Origin of the sequence: Trichococcus ilyis, assembly GCF_900109135.1 — a bacterium.
In the GTDB taxonomy this organism is placed as follows: Bacteria; Bacillota; Bacilli; order Lactobacillales; family Aerococcaceae; genus Trichococcus; species Trichococcus ilyis.
Window position 1 is genome coordinate 1 of sequence record NZ_FNYT01000006.1, and the last position, 21,686, is coordinate 21,686.

At 46.1% G+C, this 21,686-nt stretch carries 19 protein-coding genes; 17 read left to right on the forward strand and 2 right to left on the reverse strand.

The features are described from left to right. The 6 genes from BMX58_RS04235 to BMX58_RS04260 form a co-directional block, all read left to right on the forward strand. Positions 1–879: glycosyltransferase (locus BMX58_RS04235; protein ID WP_093088789.1), on the forward strand; the 879-nt coding region annotated here is incomplete at its 5' end. A 278-nt stretch (positions 880–1,157) separates the two neighbouring features. Further along, a complete protein-coding gene (locus tag BMX58_RS04240; RefSeq protein WP_068622493.1) occupies positions 1,158–2,843 on the forward strand; it encodes a retron Ec67 family RNA-directed DNA polymerase/endonuclease in 1,686 nt (561 codons plus the stop codon). A gap of 260 nt (positions 2,844–3,103) precedes the next feature. Next, entirely contained in the window at positions 3,104–3,478 is a 375-nt protein-coding gene (locus BMX58_RS04245) for a GntR family transcriptional regulator (protein ID WP_068622495.1), read from the forward strand. Positions 3,479–3,480: 2 nt separating this feature from the next. After that, positions 3,481–4,332 (forward strand): ATP-binding cassette domain-containing protein, encoded by an 852-nt coding sequence (locus tag BMX58_RS04250; RefSeq protein WP_068622497.1) that lies wholly within the window; start codon positions 3,481–3,483, stop codon positions 4,330–4,332. Then, positions 4,329–4,991: an ABC-2 transporter permease gene (locus tag BMX58_RS04255; protein ID WP_068622499.1), complete on the forward strand. Its 663-nt coding sequence runs from the start codon at positions 4,329–4,331 to the stop codon at positions 4,989–4,991. The genes BMX58_RS04250 and BMX58_RS04255 overlap by 4 nt, the downstream gene beginning before the upstream one ends. A 737-nt stretch (positions 4,992–5,728) precedes the next feature. After that, positions 5,729–6,034: a helix-turn-helix transcriptional regulator gene (locus tag BMX58_RS04260; RefSeq protein WP_068622670.1), complete on the forward strand. Its 306-nt coding sequence runs from the start codon at positions 5,729–5,731 to the stop codon at positions 6,032–6,034. Positions 6,035–6,304: 270 nt separating this feature from the next. On the opposite strand, the gene BMX58_RS04265 is transcribed toward BMX58_RS04260, so the two are convergent. Together BMX58_RS04265 and BMX58_RS04270 are read right to left on the reverse strand one after the other, a co-directional pair. Continuing rightward, positions 6,305–6,979, reverse strand: coding sequence for an RloB family protein (locus tag BMX58_RS04265; protein ID WP_068622501.1), 675 nt, complete (start codon positions 6,977–6,979; stop codon positions 6,305–6,307). Further along, positions 6,972–8,252: an AAA family ATPase gene (locus BMX58_RS04270; RefSeq protein WP_239420536.1), complete on the reverse strand. Its 1,281-nt coding sequence runs from the start codon at positions 8,250–8,252 to the stop codon at positions 6,972–6,974. Before BMX58_RS04270 ends, BMX58_RS04265 begins: the two co-directional genes overlap by 8 nt. Before the next feature lie 1,096 nt (positions 8,253–9,348). Between BMX58_RS04270 and BMX58_RS14905 the strand changes: the two genes are divergently transcribed. The 11 genes from BMX58_RS14905 (at position 9,349) to BMX58_RS04345 (ending at position 21,604) form a co-directional block, all read left to right on the forward strand. Beyond that, positions 9,349–10,095: a YecA family protein gene (locus tag BMX58_RS14905; protein ID WP_162268606.1), complete on the forward strand. Its 747-nt coding sequence runs from the start codon at positions 9,349–9,351 to the stop codon at positions 10,093–10,095. 416 nt (positions 10,096–10,511) lie between these two features. Beyond that, entirely contained in the window at positions 10,512–11,108 is a 597-nt protein-coding gene (locus tag BMX58_RS04295) for a type IV toxin-antitoxin system AbiEi family antitoxin domain-containing protein (RefSeq protein WP_068622510.1), read from the forward strand. After that, on the forward strand, positions 11,108–12,004 hold the full coding sequence (locus tag BMX58_RS04300; RefSeq protein WP_068622512.1) for a nucleotidyl transferase AbiEii/AbiGii toxin family protein: 897 nt from the start codon (positions 11,108–11,110) through the stop codon (positions 12,002–12,004). Before BMX58_RS04295 ends, BMX58_RS04300 begins: the two co-directional genes overlap by 1 nt. Before the next feature lie 449 nt (positions 12,005–12,453). Continuing rightward, the gene (locus tag BMX58_RS04305; RefSeq protein ID WP_068622514.1) at positions 12,454–13,530 is read left to right on the forward strand and encodes an HRDC domain-containing protein; all 1,077 of its coding nucleotides are present in this window, start codon (positions 12,454–12,456) and stop codon (positions 13,528–13,530) included. A 143-nt stretch (positions 13,531–13,673) separates the two neighbouring features. Continuing rightward, complete coding sequence (locus BMX58_RS04310) at positions 13,674–14,309, forward strand: nuclease-related domain-containing protein (RefSeq protein WP_162268607.1); 636 nt, start codon at positions 13,674–13,676, stop codon at positions 14,307–14,309. Positions 14,310–14,340: 31 nt separating this feature from the next. Continuing rightward, positions 14,341–15,072 (forward strand): plasmid pRiA4b ORF-3 family protein, encoded by a 732-nt coding sequence (locus tag BMX58_RS04315; RefSeq protein WP_068622516.1) that lies wholly within the window; start codon positions 14,341–14,343, stop codon positions 15,070–15,072. A gap of 542 nt (positions 15,073–15,614) precedes the next feature. Next, complete coding sequence (locus BMX58_RS04325) at positions 15,615–16,397, forward strand: helix-turn-helix domain-containing protein (protein ID WP_084253854.1); 783 nt, start codon at positions 15,615–15,617, stop codon at positions 16,395–16,397. 344 nt (positions 16,398–16,741) lie between these two features. Continuing rightward, positions 16,742–17,683: a macro domain-containing protein gene (locus tag BMX58_RS04330; protein ID WP_068622521.1), complete on the forward strand. Its 942-nt coding sequence runs from the start codon at positions 16,742–16,744 to the stop codon at positions 17,681–17,683. A 64-nt stretch (positions 17,684–17,747) separates the two neighbouring features. Beyond that, positions 17,748–18,683 carry a DarT ssDNA thymidine ADP-ribosyltransferase family protein gene (locus BMX58_RS04335; protein ID WP_162268608.1) on the forward strand — a complete coding sequence of 312 codons (936 nt, stop codon included), beginning with the start codon at positions 17,748–17,750 and terminating at the stop codon, positions 18,681–18,683. Between the two features lie 110 nt (positions 18,684–18,793). Continuing rightward, complete coding sequence (locus BMX58_RS04340) at positions 18,794–21,229, forward strand: TOTE conflict system archaeo-eukaryotic primase domain-containing protein (RefSeq protein ID WP_068622527.1); 2,436 nt, start codon at positions 18,794–18,796, stop codon at positions 21,227–21,229. A gap of 48 nt (positions 21,230–21,277) precedes the next feature. Continuing rightward, on the forward strand, positions 21,278–21,604 hold the full coding sequence (locus BMX58_RS04345; RefSeq protein WP_068622528.1) for a hypothetical protein: 327 nt from the start codon (positions 21,278–21,280) through the stop codon (positions 21,602–21,604). The last annotated feature ends 82 nt before the right edge of the window (positions 21,605–21,686 follow it).

The following is a 21,686-nucleotide window of genomic DNA, read 5'->3' on the forward strand; positions in this document are numbered from 1 at the left end:
AACGACATCCGCACCGAAGTCGGCCTCGTCAACCAGCCGAACAGCCTGCAGGTCGACATCCCGCGCCTCGAGCACGAGCTCACCGATTTCATCGCCAGCTGGGACACCACCGTCGCCGCCGAGCTCGCCATTTTGCGCGATCTGCCTGTCGCCTGCGTCATCAGCGACATCGGCATCCTCGTGGGAGAACAACTGGGTGTGCACAACATCGGCATCGCCAACTTCACCTGGTGCGAGCAGTACGAGCACCTCGACCTTTCCAAAACCATCATCGCCCGCTTCCGGGAAGTCTACGCAAAACTCGACCTCCTGATTGAATACGACCTGATGCTGCCGACGAATGGCTTGGACGTCCCAAGAAAACAGATCGGCTTCGTCGCCCGCAAATTCAATTCCGACCGCATCGCAGCCATCAAAGCCCAATACGGCCCCAGCATCTTTATCACCTGTGGCAAATCCGCCGACCTTGACACCATCCAAGTCGACAACTACACCGGCACCATTTTCGCTACCAGCGGCATCAATATCACCGCTACCGGCAACGCCACCATCGTCCAGCTTCCAATCGAAACCTTCGACACCCACAACTACCTCGCCGCCAGCGACACCGTCATCGCCAAAGCCGGCTGGGGTACTATCGCTGAGTCGCTTCTTTCCAAACGAAACCTGGTGCTGATCGAAAGGGAAGGCGTGCTCGAAGATTCCGAAAACATCAACGAGCTGAAAAGCCGCGGCGTCGCTGTTTCGATCAAGGAAACCGAATTGGAGCGGATTGATATGCAAATAATTACGGATATGATTGCAGCGGATATCGTTAAAGAAAATCTGGATAAGTATGAGAATTCAGTTGCAAGTGTAATTAAAAAATTAAATAATTAAGCACTTATAAAAGTGCTTTGTACTTCAAAAAATTGTTGTCATACTAATTTTTTTTTGAATTATTAATATAATATTCTTGATATAATCAAATTTTTTGGTAAAATTATTATCAACACGCGTGTGGTTAGATTTTTGGCTTGTGCTTCGCAAGCCTTGACTCAAATGGTGGTAAGATTTGCTTATCCTATGAGCATCCTTGATTATCCGTATACTATTGCACAATATGCTTTTGCATAATGAGTTGCCACACGCTTTTTTTTTATTTTAGGAGAATCATAATGAAAAAGTTGATGGAAATTAAGACTAGAAATGAGTTTGCGGATGTTTTGGAAATTCCCAGACAAAAATTATCCTATATTTTATATGTGAAGCATGTAGATGAAATGTATACGTCATTTCAAATACCAAAGAAAAATGGGGATTTTAGAAATATCAATGCTCCAATAGAAGACCTAAAAAACCTTCAAAAAAAATTATCTGAATTATTGTGGGAATGTCAAAAAGAAATTCGAATGAATAATGGGATAGATTCCAACATGTCTCATGCTTTTGAAAAAGAAAAAAGTATTATCACTAATGCAATAATTCACAGAAACAGACGAATAGTCTTGAATATTGATTTAGAAGATTTTTTCGGTAGCATCCATTTTGGGAGAGTAAAAGGTTTTTTTGAAAAAAATCGAGACTTTAAATTATCGTCAGAGGTGGCAACTATTATTGCGCAGTTAGCTTGTTATCGAGGAGTTTTACCACAAGGAGCGCCAAGTTCGCCAATTATTACCAACCTAATTTGTAATATGATTGATATAAGGCTCTTGAAGATTGCTACGAAGTACAAGGTAAATTACACTAGGTATGCTGATGATTTAACTTTTTCGACTAATAATAAACCTTTTCTGGATAAGCAATCAGAGTTTCTAAGTGAGGTTACTAAAGAAATAGAACGAAGTGGCTTCAAAGTTAATAACAAGAAAACTCGAATATTATTCCGTGATTCCAGACAAGAAGTTACTGGATTGATTGTAAATGAAAAAATAAGCGTGAACAGGAAGTATTACAAAAAATCCAGAGCTATGTCATATCAACTTTACAAAAGCGGTTCTTTTGAGATAGACAACGAGGAAGGATCAGTCAATCAACTCGAAGGAAGATTTGCCTTTATTAATCAACTAGATTGGTACAACAATAAACGAGATGGTTTGGAGCATAACTTCTGGAGTTTGAACTCAAGGGAAAAGCAGTATCAAAAATTTTTATTTTACAAGTATTTTTTTAATAATAATAAGCCGCTGGTTATTACCGAAGGGAAAACGGACATCGATTACATAAAAGCAGCTTTAAAAAATTTGTATATTGAATATCCTGATTTAGTTACAAAAAACAGTGATGGAACTTTTAATTTTAAAGTGTCGTTCTTAAGGAAGTCGAAAAGATTGAGATATTTTTTAAATATACATTTAGACGGTGCAGATACAATGAAGAATATATACAAGTTTTATTCAGATAAAGAAAATAATAAATTCCCCAACTTTTGCAAGTATTTTAAGGAGTTAAGTGGAAATATACCGACAAAACCGGTAATTTTAATTTTCGATAACGAACTTACTAACAAGGAGAAACCTCTTTACAAATTTGTAAACTATGCTGGATTAAATGGCCTAAGTCAGTGTATAAAAGAGAAATTAAATACAAAACTAACAGATAATTTGTACTTAATGACAAATCCACTAGTAAGTAATAAAACTGAATGTGAAATTGAAGATTTGTTTGATCGGGAGACACTTTCCCATGAGATTAACGGGAAATTTTTTTCTAGAAACAAAACATCAGACAATAATAAATTTTATGGCAAAGAGGTCTTCGCTAAATACATATCTAGTAATTACCGAGAAATAGACTTTGATAATTTTAAACCGATTCTAAATATGTTGAATGATATTGTAAGCCTCCGCAAACAAGCATAATATCCAAATTATCAATGCTAATTATTATATTTGAGTGTCCAGTTGGAGTAGCAAATTATTAGTTTGCTTGAGGAAAACGATCTTCGGAAAATGCACCAACTCCGGCAGACAACATCGCCGGAGTTGGCACGGCGTTCGTGCAGCACCTAACCAAGTCACTGTGTCCGTCTCTAATCGAGGCGGGCTTTTTTCGTTTGCCTGTTTACATCTGTTAACCACTGTTGTATACTGTTTATCGAAAGGGAGGGAGGTCGTCTCGGATGAAAGTCATGATTCAGCACAATTCGATGGTACCGATCTACGAGCAGTTGGTGAATCAGATCAAATCGTTGATATTGGAAGGAAGTTTGCAGGAGAATGCGTCCCTGCCCTCAGTGCGGGTGCTGGCGAAGGAGATCAAGGCCAGCGCGCTCACCGTCAAAAAGGCCTACGATCTGTTGGAGCAAGAGGGCTTCATCGCGACGGTCCACGGCAAAGGCAGCTTTGTGCTGGCGGTGAACAGGCACGCTAAAAGGGAAAACCTGCTGTACAGCACGCAGGCGGAGTTGGAGCAAGTGATCAAGAAAGCGCGGCAGGCCGGCATCTCCATAACGGAGCTGGCGGATCTGGTCGCGGTGATTCTGGAGGAGGAATGAACATGATAGTAATGGAAAACGCCGTCGTGACGTATCCGGATTTCAAGTTGGACTGTTCATTGGAGGTGCAGGAGGGCACAATCACCGGGATCGTCGGGGAGAACGGCGCCGGCAAAACGACGCTTTTCAAAGCGCTGCTGGGCCTGGTTCCGATCGCAGCCGGCAGCGCCAAGATCAACGGGCAGGACATCGCAGCGCTGTCGCTGACGGACCGCGAAGACATCGGCACCGTGCTGGCGGAATCCTTTTTCAACGACATCTACACGATAAGGGACCTCAACCGGCTGTTGAAAAGCTTTTACCGGAAATTCGACGAAAGCTACTTTTTGGCTCAGTGCGCCGCTTTCGGCCTGCCGGACAAACAGCCGCTCAAGCAGTTCTCCACCGGGATGAAAGCGAAGTTGAAGACGCTGACGGCCTTGTCCCACGGCGCGCAGCTGCTCATTTTGGATGAACCGACGAGCGGACTTGATGTTAGTGCGCGCTATGAAATCCTCGACCTGCTGCAGGACTACCTCGGCGACCATCCGCGCTGCAGCATCCTGATCAGTTCGCACATCTCGAGTGATCTGGAGAAGCTCTGCGACGACATCTATTACCTGAAGGCCGGCAAAATCCTGCTGCACGAGGAGACCGACCGGCTGCTGGATGCTTACGGCGTCCTGAAGGTGGATGATGAGGCACTGGGGCGGCTCGATCGGGAGCACTTGCTGTACCGCAAGCGCACCAACTACGGCTACGACTTGCTGACGGACCAACGGCTGTTCTACATGGAGAACTTCCCGAAAGTGATCGTCGAAAAACCGACGATCGACCAAATTCTGCTGCTGATAATGGAGGGTGAGCGTTTATGAAAGGCCTTTGGGTGAAAGATTTGCTGCTGTTGCAGAAACAGCTGAAGACGTTCCTGCTGTTCATGGTGATCGCCGCGTTCAACGCCTACACGATCAAATCAGTTCCGGTCATTTTCATCTTCATGACTTTCTTCTTCGTCACGACCGCGGCCTCGACGATTTTCTTCGATCAGGAGAATCACGGGTTTCTTTACTTGTTCGCCTTGCCGACGCGCAAGAAGGATTATGTGATCCAAAAAGAGCTGCTCGTTCTGGCGGCTTCCCTGACTGCCGCCGTGGTGTCGATCTTTTTGATCTTTGTGATGATGCGATTTGATCCGGAGCTGCAGGTGGGTGGGCAAGCTTTGCTTTATACCGCGTTGGTCGGATTCTTTCTCGGTTGCCTCTACGGGGCCGTCATCACGCCGTTGTACCTGCGCTACGGAACCGAGAAAGCCCGCATGCTGCTGTTCCTGATCATGGGCGTGTTCGCGCTTGGCGGGATAGCGGTTCAGAAGACCGGTGTGCTCGGAGAACTGATGGCGTCCAGATTTATAGCCAGCGTAGAAGCCTTCAATTCGCTGCAAATAACCGGATTGATCCTCGCGCTGACCAGCGTGGTGCTGGCGGTTTCAACAGTTGTCAGTCGGAGGTTTATCGATAAGTCGGTTGCGTTCTAAGATATATAAAGCTCCCCGGTGAAATACGCCGGGGAGCTTATTTGTCGTCCCGTCCTCCGGCGAGACTGACGCTCGCCGGAAGACAGTGCGCCTGCCATTTCTCACATCCGGCCGGCGGCTGGCCGCCGAAGATAGTGGTGCTCCCCAGCAACTCAACTCCGGGGAGCCCATCCTCCTCGGAGTTGAGATTCCAACGAAATGCCCGAACTCCGGCGAAGCCTTCGTTCACCGGAGGAAGTCGTCAGCTCCGATTAGGCTGGCGCTCATCGGAGGAGAGGTTGCGCCAGCGAGCTAATCTCCGGGGAGCGAATGTTGGCCGGAGGAGGATGCGCGGTGGGGTGGCGAACTTCGGCGAAGCCGTGGCGGTCGGAGGAGATCGTCTTTTGGGAAGTTTTCCTCCGGCGAAACAAGCCTTAGTCGGAGGAGAATGAGATACCGCTACGAGGACTTGTTTGCACAAAAATATGAATCAACAAAAAGCTCAGATGGGTAAGTGCAAATATTATTAGTGATGGGGATATTGGGGCCGAAATTATCGATTGGAAGAGTTGGCCAGTCGATGGTGACCCTAATTATCTAAAATACCACGGTTATGCCATCACCAAAAATGACAGCCTTTTTCTCATAGCTCATCCATTTGTCTCAGAAAGTCGATAGTGATTATTGAATATAGTTATCGTATATGATAACCTTTGGGCGAAGGAAGTATAAAGAGGATTATGAAAGAAGGTGCAGTGATGAGTAATTTGGATGCTAAAACAAAAGCTGCAGGAGTAAAGTTCGACGACATCAAAGCGCAACTTATGGATGATGCAGCATTTGAGGATGAATACAACAAACTGCAGCCCAGATACGAATTGATTTCCCAAATCATCGAAGCAAGGAAAAGTATGAAGATGACCCAAGAAGAGCTGGCAAAAAGAGCCGGAACCAGAAAGTCCAACATCTCCAGGCTCGAAAGTGGTTCCTACAACCCTTCGCTGGATTTCCTTATCAAAATCGCCAAGGGCTTGGGAAAAGATGTGCACATCGAGATCCGTTGATGGCTGCGATTGATGATGAAACTGGAGGGCATGCTTGCTCCGGTGAAGCCTGCCCTGACCGGAGGAAAGAATCCGCATAAAAAGCTCAACTCCGACTAGCAAACGCTGGCCGGAGTTGAGCTTTTTTTCGAAGGTTGAACTCCGGCGAAGCCGCGGTGGTTGGAGGTGGTGATTTTTTCGAGTTCTGTTCTCCGGCAGCGGAAAACACCACGTTGCAAATAGAAAATAACCCACTGCTATGTCACTCAGATAGCAGTGGGTTATTTTTCGTTAGCTCTGTTGCTTTAATTTTTCAATGTTCTTTTCCAAATCTATCAATTCTTGGACCAAATGATGAACAGTAGTGCATGGGATTCGCTGTGAAGCGGGAACCCAATCGTCATAATTTTGTTCTAACCGAGAAGCATTTCTGATTGCTGTTTTGCTTAATGGGTAAAGAGCCTCGATTAGTAATGGGTTATTTTTTTCGTATTTGGCGATACCTCTTCTTTGAAAATGAGAAGTCAGCTTTTGCTTGTACTGTTCTCTCGTTATTCCAGATTGTAAAAATTCGAAATGCAAGAGGTACCAAAGTTCGAAAGAGTCATTGGACCAAGCAGTATGCCATCCTTTACTGGCGGCAACTGTCAGAGCGTTATCAAAATAGGCGAGCGGAACGTCATCTTTGTCGAACACTGCCCAGACATTTTCGTAAAGCATGGGATCGTTTTTCAGGTATTCTTCTATATCATCCAACAGGCGCAGATTGCTGGATCCGATTCCTTTGATGTGAAAAGAGGGGACTTCGATTCTGCCTTGGAATCCTGAATATTGTTTTTCCAATCTATCGACAATCCATTTAAAATAAAGAACTTCTGTTTTCGTTCCTTCAGATCCAATGAAATAACTGGCGGGTTCCAGAATTCGTTTTGCTTTCCGTTGCTTCTTTCCAATTTTCTTAGCCATCGATATCCTCGATTCGTCGCAGTGTTGGGATGGATTTGTATCTGCCCAATATGTAATCTTTGCCGTAACTGGCATCATTGCGGACTTTTTTATCTTCTTCATCCACATAGTCAACCAATGAGTAGAGTTCAGAAACTCCTTCGTCATTTTTGTCAGCGAACCAAATTTCGTCCCTTCGGAAATTATCCTTATCAAGGGTAAATATTTCCTGCGTTGAAAAGATCAATTGTGCGTGGTTTAGATTCATCTTTTCATCGTGAAACATGATGATGATATAACGGATCAGCAACGGATGCAGTTTCGCATCCAATTCATCAACAAAAATAATGCCGCCGCTATCAAGAACAGTCTTCAGATCCACGTACAGCATCAGCATTTTTAATGTCCCACTGGATTCACTTTCAAGCGGGGTCATAAGTAATTCCTTCGTTTTGGGATTTTTATGGTAGGTCACGATGCGTTTCAATTCTCTGGTGCTTCGCTCAGATAGAGAATCCTCATTTAATACATCTTGGACGATCCCCAGTTTATCAATGCCCACATCAATGGCTTGGATAAATTTTTCCAGTTTCTTTTTCTCTGCTTCATTCTCCAATAGTTTGAGCAATGGATTTCCGATTACATTTCCTCGTGTAAAGTGCGAAAGTCCCAGTTCTTTTCTAGGATTTCCATAATCAATGATTCTCACCTCTTTGAACCAATCAAAAACATTTTGAGCAAATGGAATCTTTAATTTGGATATCACAGAAATCAGCAAAGTGTCTTCTTCAATGAGCTCGAGGATATTCTGGGTCCCTATACTGCTGAGCAGTTCCCCCGATAAAGTCTCACCGTTTTTACTGAATAGTTCAATGAAGGTTTCTTTTTTTACTTTCGGATCCCTCTGATAAAGATATTCCTCAAGAATCACACCCTCCAATACTGAAAATCCATATTGATAGATATCGCCTCCCGTAGAAAAAATAACATTGAACTCAGTAGGAACATTCTTCTCTTCAAACCAATGCGGCTCAATATCATTCTTTGTCGAAAAAATATTTTGTCTAAAGGAATAAAGAACCAGATTTTTCATAGTGGCAAACGCTTCAATAACGTTGCTTTTACCGGAAGCATTTGCACCATAAATCGCTGCAACTTTCAATACTTTTTCTTCCATCACATCCGTCACAACATCTTGAGGATGCTCTTTTATGGAAGAAGCCAGCATATCCAGTGTGGTTTCTTCTTTGAACGATTTAAAATTTTTAAACGTAAATTGGTGTAGCATTGTCATCACCTCACCCACATCATAACCTAAATATATGCGCCGAGCAAATATTTGAGAAAATTTCTCAAATATGGATTCTTTGATGAATCAATTAGTAGATGACGGCACCTCAACTCCGGTGAGGGAATGTCCACCGGAGGAGGATGCGCGGCGGGTGGTCGAACTCCGGCGAAGCCGCTGCGGTCGGTGGTGATGATTTTTAGGGATGTTTTCCTCCGGCGACAGGACCCCTGCCCGGAGCTAGGCGCCAGCTCCGATGAGGCGGGCGCTCGTCGGAAGACAGATCGCGCCGGGTAACTCCGGGGAGCGAATGCTGGCCGGAGGAAACTGCGTGGTGGGGAGGCTGAACTCCGGCGAAGCCGCGGTGGTCGGAGGTGATCGTCTTTTGGGATGTTTTCCTCCGGCTAGAGGGCTGTGCCCGGAGTTGGGTGCCAGCTCCGATGAGAAGGGCGTTCATCGGAAGACGGTGTTGCGCCGGTACGTCAACTCCGGTGATCGAATGCTGGCCGGAGGAGGCTGCATGGTGGCGAGGCTGAACTCCGGCGAAGCCGCCGCGGTCGGAGGTGATCGTCTTTTGGGATGTTTTCCTCCGGCGGGAGGGCTGTGCCCGGAGTTGGGCGTCAGCTCCGATGAGGAAGGTTCTCATCGGAAGACGGAGTTGCGCCGGGTAGCTCAACTCCGGGGAGCGAATGCTGGCCGGAGGAAACTGCGTGGTGGGGAGGCTGAACTCCGGCGAAGCCGCCGCGGTCGGAGGTGATAATCTTTTTGGATGTTTTCCTCCGGCGGGAGGGCTGTGCCCGGAGCTGGGCGTCAGCTCCGATGAGAAGGACGCTCATCGGAGGAGAGGATCGCACCGGGAGTTCAACTCCGGGGAGCGAATGTTGGCTGGAGGAGGCTGTGTGGTGGGGAGGCTGTTCTCCGGCGAAGCCGCAGTGGTTGGAGGTGATGATATTTTGGGCGATTTCCTCCGGCAGAGGTGCTTCTAACCGGAGGAGTATAAAAAGCTCCATTATTTTTCAGGTTATTCTGTATTCCTCATGGTTCTCTATAGTAAAATGGATAGGAGAAGGAATGCAAAATTAAACCTGAGCGGAGTGACAGCATGAATCAATTGACGGACTATATCATTGCTTTGAGCAACTTGTACGGAATGATCCAGAAGGATATTTTGGTGGAGATTTACAATACCCAAAACGAGGAGCCAATCAGCTTGGGGGAAGTGGAGGCGTATCTCGAGAATCCGCCGGCGGAACTGAAAAGGGGGCATACTTATCCCCACAAGGATTATTTCGTTCACGAAACGATTCTGGAGTTTGATGAATTTGAATCGATGCTTGAGAAAAAGGGGAATAAACCTTACTATGTTCCGGCGAAAGAGGAACTTTTGCGCTATACGGACGATTTTTATTTTGAGAAGACGAAGCAATATAAGGCTTTTTATGATTACGTGAGAAAAAACTTGCTTGGTGGTGATGGGGTCAAGGCCCAGGAGCTTTGCGAGGAAATCCGTGATGCTTTCGAGTTGGATTTTGGTATGTCATTTGTGTCTGAGACGTTGGAGCGTGCAAATGTCGTGTTCGATAATGAACAGCAGGTCAATGAAATGATGCGCCTGATGATGGACATGTCGAATCATATTCGCCGTTGGGAACATAACGGCAATACGCCCCAGGAGATTTTTGAGGAATTCGAAAAGCCGCACCTGCGTCCATTGCCGAAAAAACCGTACCGCGCGGTCGCTTCGAATGTCGTCCCTTTTGAGAAAAAAGTGAAGATCGGCCGCAACGATCCGTGCCCATGCGGCAGCGGGAAGAAGTATAAGAATTGTTGTATGAATAAGGTGGAATAAAGGGAAAATTATTTGATCATATAGCCCCTGCAACTCCGACGAGGAAGCTCTCGTCGGAGTTGCAGGGGTTTGTTTATGTTGTCCTACGGGGAGAGAATGCTGGCCGGAGGAGAATGCGTGATGGGATGTCGAACTCCGGCGAAACAACCTTCAGTAGGAGCAAAATTAATTATCGTTACGCGAGAGTATCTGCAAAAAAAAATCAAAAAAAGTTCAAATGGGTGAATGCGTATACTATCAGTGTAGGCGATGATAGTTCGGTCTGGATTACAGCTCTGGAGATCTTACAAACTGATCTAACTAAGCTTCAAGCTCTCTAACACGGCAGTGAATATATTGATAAATGGTTCGAATAGTGATAAAGTTGCACTTAGATACCCGCATTGGGATTTAGATGCGGATAATGAGGTGCGAAGATGGTCGATAAAAACAAGCTAATAGAGGAATTTAAAAAACACGGCGGAGTCCTGAAAACAGCAGAGTTGAAATCACTGGGTCTTTCCAGTCGTCAAATAAAAAAACTTGTTGATGAAGGCGAAATATCAAAAATTAAGCAAGGGTACTATGAACTCGCGGGTGAAGTGAATCCGGAAGAGATCATCATTGCGAGACTATTCCCGAATGCAATCCTATTTCTCGAGAGCGCACTTCTGCATTATGGCTATACGGACAGAATTCCGACCGCCTGGCAGATAGCGGTCGACCGAAACAGTGAAAAAAGTCAGTACGATATCACATATCCGCTGCTGCAGCCTTTCTATCAGGAACCCAAGTTTCTTAGCATAGGCGTTGCAACGTATGAAATCCAAGGAGTGGAAGTCAAGATTTTTGATAGGGACCGTACCATCTGCGATCTTTTGCGTTATGAAAAAAAACTTGAGAGAGAAGTGTTTTCGAATGCGATCATGCGGTACATCAAGGATCCGAAAAAGAATGTAAGGCATCTTGTCGAATACGCAGAAGCTTTAAATATCACAAAAAAAATGCAATCGCAGATAGGAAAGTGGCTTTGATGGGTCCTTCAAGTGCATCCATATTGGCAAGGTTAAAAAATAGAGCAAAAGAAGAAGGTATTGCCTTTCAGCAACTGCTGAACTTATTTTTTCAAGAAGAATTTATCAGGAGATTGGCCAAGAGTAATCACAGGGATCAGCTTATTCTGAAAGGGGGCTTTCTCTTGTACTCAATCAGCGGCTTCACAACGCGACCGACAGTTGATGCTGATTACTTGTTAAAAAATCATTCAAATGAGATGGATTCCGTTGAGAAATTAGTTCGTTCGATCATAGAGCAAAAGAGCACAAATGATTTTATGGAGATTGAGCTCCGCAGCATTGAACCTATCAGTGAAATGAAAGAATATCACGGCATTCGTGTAAATATGATAGGCTACTTGGGCAAAACAAAAACGCCCTTCAGCATTGATTTCGGTGTAGGAGATACAATCGTTCCATCAGCATTAAAAAGAACGCTACCTGTTTTGCTGGATGGCTTCGAAAAACCTACGATTCTCACCTATTCTCTGGAATCAACGATTTCAGAAAAACTTGATGCAATCATTCGGTTCATGGAGGCGACGGGGCGGATGAAAGATTTCTATGATATATACTATCTCGCGACATCCTTTGACTTCGAAGGCAGAAAAATTCAAGAAGCAATCTATGAAACATTTTCAAAAAGAGCGACTCCTTTCGAGAAGGACTCCATACAAGTTATTGAGCGACTGATTTCGAATGATGACATTATTACGAGATGGAATGTCTTTTGCAAGAAGGTTCTGAAATATGAAATGGACCTGGATGAGGTCGTTCGATTGATAATATCCTTTTTGGATCCGCCTTTTCAAGCGATAATCAAAGAAAATCAATTTGTGAAGAACTGGGATTCAAATAAGAGGCACTATGAATGAAACAAATAAGCGGATGCACTAAACTACCCACACTGATACGGTGAGTGCGGGTAGTTTAGTGCATTTTTCATTGCGGATTTCCTTCGCCGAGTAACTCAACTCCGGTGAGCTAATGCTGACCGGAGGAGGTTGCTTGGTGGGGAGGCCGAACTCCGGCGAAGCCGCGGTGGTAGGAGGTGATGAGCTTTTGGGAGGATTTCCTCCGGCAGAGCCGCCTTCGTCGGAGCATAACCGGCAGGGAATGAATAATTTTTTTAATCATAGTTTAATCCGGCTGAATGTAGTAAAATTGATAGAGAACTAATTGTTTAGGGTAAATTGAAAAATGTTTCGCCAGCTATTGATGCGATAAGTATTTCGGGACGTCAGTATCGGGTTATTTTTCCGGGCACACATTTATCATTTTACATCTACGGGAAAATAAATAGTGAACGGGATCGGAGGATGGGATGGGGATTTTTGATGCAATCAAGGAAGTGGTCACGCAGAAGCCGGTGCATCTGAAGAGGCCGGATTTCTACAAGGCGGACAGCGATGCGCGGAAGCAGCTGGAGCGGTTGCGGGAGCTGCAGGCGGGCGCGCCGGACGAGGTGAAGGCGCAGATCGAGCGCGACATCAAGCTGCTCGCGTACGGCATCGCGGGGGAGGAGGCCATCGCGTTCGAGCTGCAGAACAGCTACCTGCCGATCATCGTGCTGCACGATCTGCGCCTCGAGCACGAGGGGTTATCGGCACAGATCGATTATTTGATCATAACGACCAAGTTTTGCCTGATCGTCGAGTGCAAAAATCTCTTCGGCAACCTCGAAGTCAACAGCCGGGGCGAGTTCATCCGCGAGCTGGACTTCAATGGGAAACGCAAAAAGGAGGGCATTTACAGCCCGGTTACCCAGAATGTGCGGCATATGGAGATGATCAAAGTGTTGCGGTTGGCGAACAAAAAGAATCCGGTGATGCGTGCCGCACTTGAGAAGTCCTTCGGCGAACTTCATAAATCCGTGATCGTGCTTGCGAATCCGAAGACCGTCATCAACCTGAAGCGGGCACCGAAAGAGATCAAAGACCAGATTATCCGAGGCGACCAGCTGATTGCGCACATCAAGAAATTGTTGCATGAAAATAAAGATTGGGCATCTTCGGAAAAAGAGATGTATGAGATGGCGGAGTTCTTTGTGGGGCTGCATAAGGAGAATCCGGTTGATTATGCGGCGAAATATATACTTGGGGATAGTGGTGAGGTGAGTGATGAAGGGGTCGAAGTACTGCCGGATCAGGCCGAAATTGACATCACAGAAACGCCGTTATACAAAGCGCTCAAGCAGTATCGCTACGAAACCAGCAAAGCGGAAGGCATCAAGGCGTTTTATGTATACAATAATCTCCAGCTTGAAGCGGTGATTGCGGCGATGCCTGCGAATTTGGATGAGCTCAAGAAGATTTCTGGGTTTGGGGATGTTAAGTGCGAGAAGTATGGGGAGGCAATATTGGGGATTGTGGGGAATCATAGAGAATCCAGAAGTGTTTGAGACCAAAGATTGCATGGGACAATCGTATATTGATCTAAATGAAAAAGCGACTATGGATAAATGAACGCCCAATTTCTATGTGAAAGGAGCTAACTGTTTTGGAATCGTTACTCTTTGTATTTATGCTCATATATGGTGTACATTTGTATCAGAAAAAACGTTATGATTCTTCCGGCTACAAAGACGCAAGTGGGCATAGTTTCTTCGATACAGCAAATGATCCCGGAAAAAAGGGAGAGTATCTAATATACACTTCTTTGGAACGTCTGGACGGGCAGCACAAATTGTTGACCAACGTTTATTTGCCGAAAGGAGACGGCACCACCGCCGAAATCGATCTGATCATGATCAGCGAAACGGGTATTTATGTATTCGAGTCGAAGAATTACAGCGGCTGGATATTTGGGGATGAAAACACTAAGTTTTGGACGCAATCATTCCAGAGCGGGAAAAAGTTTCGTTTCTACAATCCGATTTGGCAGAACAAAAAGCACATCAGTATTTTGCAGAACCATCTTGGCTTGGGAAGCGAAGTATTCCGCTCCTATATCATTTTTAGCGAACGTTGCGAATTGAAGAAAATGTTCGTCCGCTCACCGGAAGTGAAGGTCATGAATCGGAATATGCTGAGTAGGGAAATCGAGCATGACCTGAATTCTTTGGCGATTCGGCTGAGTATCTTGGAAATCAACCAAATCCACAACGAATTGTCGCGGTACGCCCTAGCTGATGCCGCAACGAAACAAGCGCATATCGATGCGATGAAGTGGCGCAACTAGTGACTATACTTGAGAAAGCGAGGACCTTAATATGAAAGCATACATCATCAAAATCGAACTTGAAGACTCCAATCCATTGATCTGGCGCAGGGTGATCATGCCAGCTGACGCGACGTTCCGGCGCCTGCACGACGTCATCCAAACCGTGACCAATTTCCTGAGCGGCGGCCCTGACGGCGACTACCATCTCTACGACTTCAACCTATCGGCGGAAAACATTTCAGTCACGAATGACGAAGAAAGCTTTGAGGAATATCAATATTATAAGAAAAATAAGAAGCAGTATGAAGAACGACTAAGACTTGCGCCACCTGGATCATTTGAGCGGTCCCATCTGGAGAGCTTGATGAAAACCGTTGTGCGCCAACCATCCCGGATGAAAATCGACAACTATCTGGAAAAATACAAAGAAATCCGCTATTCGTACGATTATGGCGACGGCTGGGAGTTCCGGATTACCCTCGAACAAATCGTACACGATTATCACTTCGGCTACCCGACTTTGCTCGACGGAGCCGAAACTGCCCCGCCAGAAGATGTCGGCGGAATGGGCGGCTTCGAGGAGTTCCTGAAAATCTACCGTGATCCATCACACCCCGAATATGAGGAAACGAAAGAATGGGCTGACTCGCAGGAATTCAGGGAGTACGACCCCGACTGGATCAACAATTTCCTGAAACTCCTGAACTACAAGAAGACCGAGTGGAACCAGATCAACCACGACAACTATACAATCATTGAAGACAAATACCGGAAGAATTGAACCGCGAAAGACCAGCGAGGCACGGCCGCGCTGGTCTTTTCTGTCTGCCGGAGCTGGGCGTCAGCTCCGGTGAGCAAATGCTGGTCGGAGGAGGCTGCTTTGTGGGGAGGCCGAACTCCGGCGAAGCCGCGGTGGTCGGAGGTGATGATCATTTTGGGTGTTATCCTCCGGCGAGAAGGCTGCTGCCCGGAGGAGGAAGTCAGCTCCGACGAGAGGGCGTTCGTCGGAGAACGGCCTCGCGCCGAATAGCTCAACTCCCGTGAGCGAATGCTGGCCGGAGGAGAGTGCGTGGTGGGGAGGCCGAACTCCGGCGAAGCCGCCGTGGTCGGAGGTAATCGTCTTTATGGATTCTGCTCTCCGGCAAAGCGACCATTCACAAAAAGTTATCGAAAAACGGAGCGAATTATTCTGCGCACCAGAAATATCGCTGGAGGGGTTACACATCATTATCCCTCCGCCGTCTTTTATGGTGAGGGCAGGAATCGAATGCGGGCATGCCGCTGCCGCTTCGGCCGATATCATAAACGGAAGCAGGGATCAGGATGACAGATGTGACGAACGAGATTGATATTTATTGTATGGGCTACGGAACGATTGCAAAATTTGTGATGAGGGACACGGAGTTGACGATTGAAGCGAAGGCGATCTATAGCTATATCGCATCCTATGCGGGGGCGGGCGACACGGCTTATCCGTCTGTCGAGCTGATGTGCCACGATCTTAATATCGGTAAGGAACGCTTCCATAAGCACAGAAAATGCTTGATCGAAAAAGGCTATATCGTTATTGAAAAACATGCGACGCCTGAAGGGAAATTCACCAACAATTTGTATGTACTCAATAAAAAATTGACTAGAGACCAAACTAAACCGACAAAAAAGGCAACGGAGCTCGCAAAGCCGTTGCCTGATTTTGAAGCTATGGGAGACCAGCCGGCGGATCCGTCTGATATGGCGAAACATACCGCTAATAAGAACAGTGTTACAAACAACAATCAAAAAAATAATTCTTTTGAAGAGGATGAAGATGATATTGAATTAAATATAACAGCGAAAAATCAGAAAAATGACTTCAACTACTGGCGCGAAAAATGGATCGCCCACTTTGGCACCCAAACGCCATACACTGCCCATATCCACGAAGGCCTGCAGCAATGGGCCCGCTATTTCGGCGATGAAGAAATCCTATCGTATGCGTTCATGCGGGCCGGCCGCTACGGCGCAAAATCCTACGCCTACCTCGACAACATCCTACGCAACTGGTGGGACGACGGCCTCCGCACCGCCGATGCCATCTATGACAGGGACATTGCGTTGGGGTATTGAGGTGGTGACGCTGCCGGAGAAGAGTAGTGTGCCCGAGAGCTGTTCTTATCCGGTGAGAATGTTTTGGCCGGAAGAGAGCACTGCGCCGATCGACCAACTCCGGGGAGGGAATGCTGGCCGGAGGAGAGTAATTTGCGGTCGGCCGAACTCCGGCGAAGCCGCGGTGGCCGGAGGTAATCGCCTTTTTGGATTCCGTTTTCCGTCGAGATTATTGTATACCGGAGATGGCTGGAAACTCCAATTTTGAGTTGTTCTTTTTCTGAATAGATGGATTGTATGTGGGAATCGTATGTTATACTTTACTGAAAGTAAAGACAAAGTAAAGATAAAATGGGGGATATCAAATGTTAATGTATGTCCAACAGGATATTTTCAAAAGTCCCGCGCAAGTGATTGTCAATACCGTGAACACGGTCGGAGTGATGGGAAAAGGTATTGCGAAACGATACAAAGAAATCTATCCGGATATGTATAAGCAATATCAAAAATTTTGTGAGCAACATTTGTTGGATATCGGCAAGCTTTGGATCTATAAATCAGATACAAAGTGGATCCTAAATTTTCCAACAAAAAAGCATTGGCGAAACCCATCCGAAATCGATTACATCGAACAAGGGCTTAAGAAATTCGTGGAAACATATGAAGAAAAAGGTATAACTTCCGTCTCGTTTCCGCAATTAGGCTGTGGAAATGGCGGGCTGAAATGGGAAGATGAAGTCAGACCTTTGATGGAAAAATACTTAAAAGATCTTCCAATTGATATATTCATACATATTTACAGTGAAAATACAGCTGGCGCAGAACACATGAATGTTCAAGAAACAAAAAAATGGCTACAAAGCAGCCCAAGTAGTTTAAGTGTGGAACAAGTATGGGATGACTTGGTGGATGCTGTTGAAACAGACAAACAACTGGTCATCAATGATGTGCATTGGGAAATCACTTCAAAAAATTCAGCTGGCAAAGCAGATTTCAGTTATGATCCAGACTCAGAACCGTATCTTCTCATGACTAGTGATGGGAAGAAGCACATTTTCTATCAAGCAGATCTATTCGAGTTGTGGATCAAATTGCGAGAGACCAAATTCATAAGGGATACGGATTTCCCGTCACATTTCAATCGCAACGAGGAGTTGCGCCTCGTATTCAATCTGTTGGGAAAATTGGATTATATTGAGATGGCTAAGGTCATCGATCCAAACGGGAAAGCCATCTTTGGGTTGACTGTTAAAAACAGCGAACTGCCCGAAATAGATTCCGCAGATCGAGAGGGAATAACATTATGAGTGATTCTGTTACATCCTTTGGCGAGGTCATTAGTGAGTTACGAAATGCTAAATCGCTGATTGGTTGAACCGCGATAAGAAAAACGTATGGACCTCATTTTGTTTCCACTTTACCAATCTGAACAATGCGGTCTCGATTTTACAGAGCGGGATGTTGGTGTCCCGGAACAAAGCATTGGAATCAGGCATAATGGAAAATGAAAATGCCAGCACAGATGTCATTAATCAGACGGACGACGAATGGAAAAAATATGTTCGCCTCTACTTTAGGCCGAGAACGCCTACCCAATACAACAATGAGGGATTCAGGAGTAAAGCGAATTTAGGATCGTTGCAGGCCCATTGCCCATTTCCGGTATTCTTCCTGTTTGATTTAGCGGAAACCCTTCAGAAACCAAATTGTTATTTTACAAAAAATAGTCTCGCTAAAAGCGGAAACCATGAATTGCTTCAGACACCTCAGCAATTCAGTGAGCTGCCATTTTCTAAGATATATCATGAGGGTCCATTTGAGAGTCATGAAAGAGATGAGATAGTCGCTTGCAGACATGCGGAAATCGTAGTTTCGGACGAACTGAAGCTGGATGAGGCATTAAAATTTATTATTGTCAGGAGCCAGTCAGAAAAGAACACACTTTTGAGTTTTTTGGGACCCACAGAAAAAGAAATGTATGCAGACAAAATTAGAGTTGATAATAAGCAGATTATGTTTTTCTCGCTTTGGACGTACGTCAGCAAAGCAGAGCTATCAAGTGATAAAGTAATGCTGTCATTCAACAATGGGTTGGGGGATAAAATTTTCAATCTGAAAATCAAAATGACCGATTTGCAGTCCGGGGAAACTAAAGAAGTAATTTTACCTGATCATAATTGTGATGGGATTTTTAGAGGTAAAATAGGGACGCCCTTAATGGAATATCGAATAGAAGTATACCTTGATGATAATTTGGCATATGCTGATTGCTATAATGGATATGTAGAAAGCGATTTGCCGTTCTAACTAGGGCGAAATTAAGAACGAAAATTACAGGATGCAATTGAATAAACGCATGGATGCAGTCGAGGAATCATAATCCTCGGCTTTTTTGATTCGGAAAATAGGTGGCGCGAGTGCGGCAGGCACTGGATGACAGCTGTCACTTTTTGGCTATTGACTTGGACAAGGGGGAATGGCAACGGGATGCCGAAGTGCTGCGGGAAGTGTGCAAGGACTTTGAAATCCCGGTGAGCGTTGAACGTTCACAATCCGGTAACGGCGCGCATGTGTGGTTCTTCTTTGAGGATCCTGTGCTCGCAAAGACTGCCAGGGAGCTGGGAACTGCGCTGCTCACTGCGGCCATGAATCGCCGACATGACCTTACGTTTTCATCTTTTGACCGGCTCTTTCCGAATCAGGATAGCCTTCCGAAAGGCGGGTTCGGCAATCTGATCGCCTTGCCGCTGCAGAAAAAGGCACGGCTGCATGGGAACAGTGAATTTGTTGATGAGTCGTTCCGGTCTTACGAGGACCAGTGGGCCTATCTCGCCGGCATCAAGAGAATTCCGGCTGAAGCTGTCTCATCACTCGTGAAGAAACTGCATACGCAAAACGGGACCGAAGATTTTTCCGAAAATTCCGAGGCAAGCGAAACGATGAAACCGTGGCGGAAGAAGCAGATTGTTTTGACAAAGGCGGATTTTCCGGGTCTAGTGCAGATCACGCTTGCCAACCGCGTCTATATCGAAAAAGCCGGATTGACGGAGCACGCGTTGAGTCATTTGAAAAGGATGGCGGTCTTTCATAATCCTGCGTTCTACCAAGCGCAGGCCAGCCGGATGTCCACACATAATATTGCCCGCTTGATTTCATGCGGTGCGGAGGATGCGCAGTATATTGGTCTGCCGCGCGGTTATAGAGAAAAAGTGATGGCCTTGTTTAAAGCCTTGGATATCCCGGTAGCGGTGACGGATGATACCGTCAGTGGTGATGAATTACATGTGGCTTTCAAAGGAAAGTTGTGGCCGGAACAGGAAAAAGCGGTGGCCAATATGCTTGTGCACGATAACGGGATCCTGTGCGGCACGACCGCGTTCGGCAAAACGGTATGCGCATTGAACATCATTGCCGAGAAGAAAGTGAACACCTTGATTGTCGTGAATAAAACGAATTTGGTCAGTATGTGGCAGGAGAAAATCCAGGCATTCCTCGATTTCCCGAATGCCAAGAACGAAAAGGAGGCCAAAAAACTGGTCGGGCAGTTGGGAGGCGGAAAGAAAAAGCTGACCCAAAAGATCGACATTGCTTTGCTGCAATCCCTTTACCACAAAGGCGAGGTCCATGAATGCCTCCAGGATTACGGGATGATCATCGTGGATGAGTGCCACCATCTGTCTGCCTTCAGCTTCGAGCAGGTTCTGCAGGCCGCTGCGGCCAAGTACGTTTATGGCTTGACCGCTACACCGACCCGGAAGGATGGGCTGCAGCCAATCGTCTATATGCAGTGCGGGCCGATCCGTTATAAGGATAATGCGAAGAAACAAGCGAAGGAGAGGCCGTTCGACCACAAAGTAAGGATGCAATTCACAGCGTTCGATCCGACAATCCGGCAAGAGATGTCCCTGCAGCAGGTCTATCAGCAGATTTCCGAAAATGAAGAGCGCAACGGCAAAATGGTTGCGGATATCGTCAAAAACTACCGCGAGGGAAGGAACGCCATCATCCTGACGGAACGGGTGGCGCATGTGAAACGACTGGAAGAGCTGCTGCGCACGGAAATCCCGGAAGTGGTCGCTGTGACGGGCGGAATGGGCCGGAAGACGGAACGCGAAAAACTGCGGGAAATCCGCGAAATACCAACGGATCGACCGCTGACGATCATCTCGACCGGCTCCTACATTGGCGAAGGCTTCGACGAACCGCGCCTGGATACGCTCTTTTTGGCGATGCCGATTTCCTGGAAAGGCCGGCTGCACCAATACGCCGGACGTTTGCATCGCCTGTACGAAGGCAAATCGGAGGTCCGCATCTACGATTATGTCGATATCCATGTTCCGGTATTGGAGCGGATGTACCGCAAACGGCTGACAGGGTATACTGGCATCGGCTATACGGTGGAGCTGGCTGACCAAGAGGCGGGCGGCCGCAGTTTGATGTATACAGGGAAAGATTACGCCGACGACCTGAAGCGGGATCTGCTGTCTGCCAAGAACGAAATCGTTGTGGTCAGTCCTGCGCTGGCCGGCAAAACGGTGGCGACGTTTTTGAATACTGTTAAAACACGCATTCCGAAGACCGTAGCGGTTAGTGTAATAACGAAGAGCGCTGACGTCATTACAAACCCGCAGCATCGCTCCAACCGGTTGCAACTGATTGCTTCATTGACGGAAAAGGGAATCAAAGTACTGCAACAGGACACGACGGGGCCAAAATGCGTCCTTATCGATCGCGAAATCGTTTGGTACGGCAGCATCGACGTCCTCGGAAACCCCGCCACCGATGCCAGCTTCATCCGGCTGGAAAGCGCGAAGTTGGCAGAGGAATTGTATGAGTGTTTGGGCAGGGCGTGAATATTTTAGCAAAAAGTGTGACCAATAAGCATACAGGAGGAAAGAATAATGGATATGCATGATACTTTTAATATTGATGGAATTTATAAGTTAGAGTCAGAATCGAAGGTTCTGCTGCAGATGCGATTTGAAGAGTTTCAGGGGGCCTCTAGTGATATCTTTGAGATTCTGCAGTTCAAGTTGGATTATTATATTGAAAGGATTGTGAATGGGGATATCCAATCGCTGATGCCCAATTATCATATCAACGGATACCAAATAGATTTTCATTTTTTTAAAGAAATTCCAGCCGGAGTGGATAAATATCTCCGCGAAAAAGCTGATGAAGTCAGAGACAAACAGATAAGTATGACCGTGTCTGTTGCATTTGAATAGCCAGTGAAGAGGCATGTAGGGGGATAACATATCCATCTGAACAATTGATAACTTTTTATGCCCATATACTGGGCAATTAATA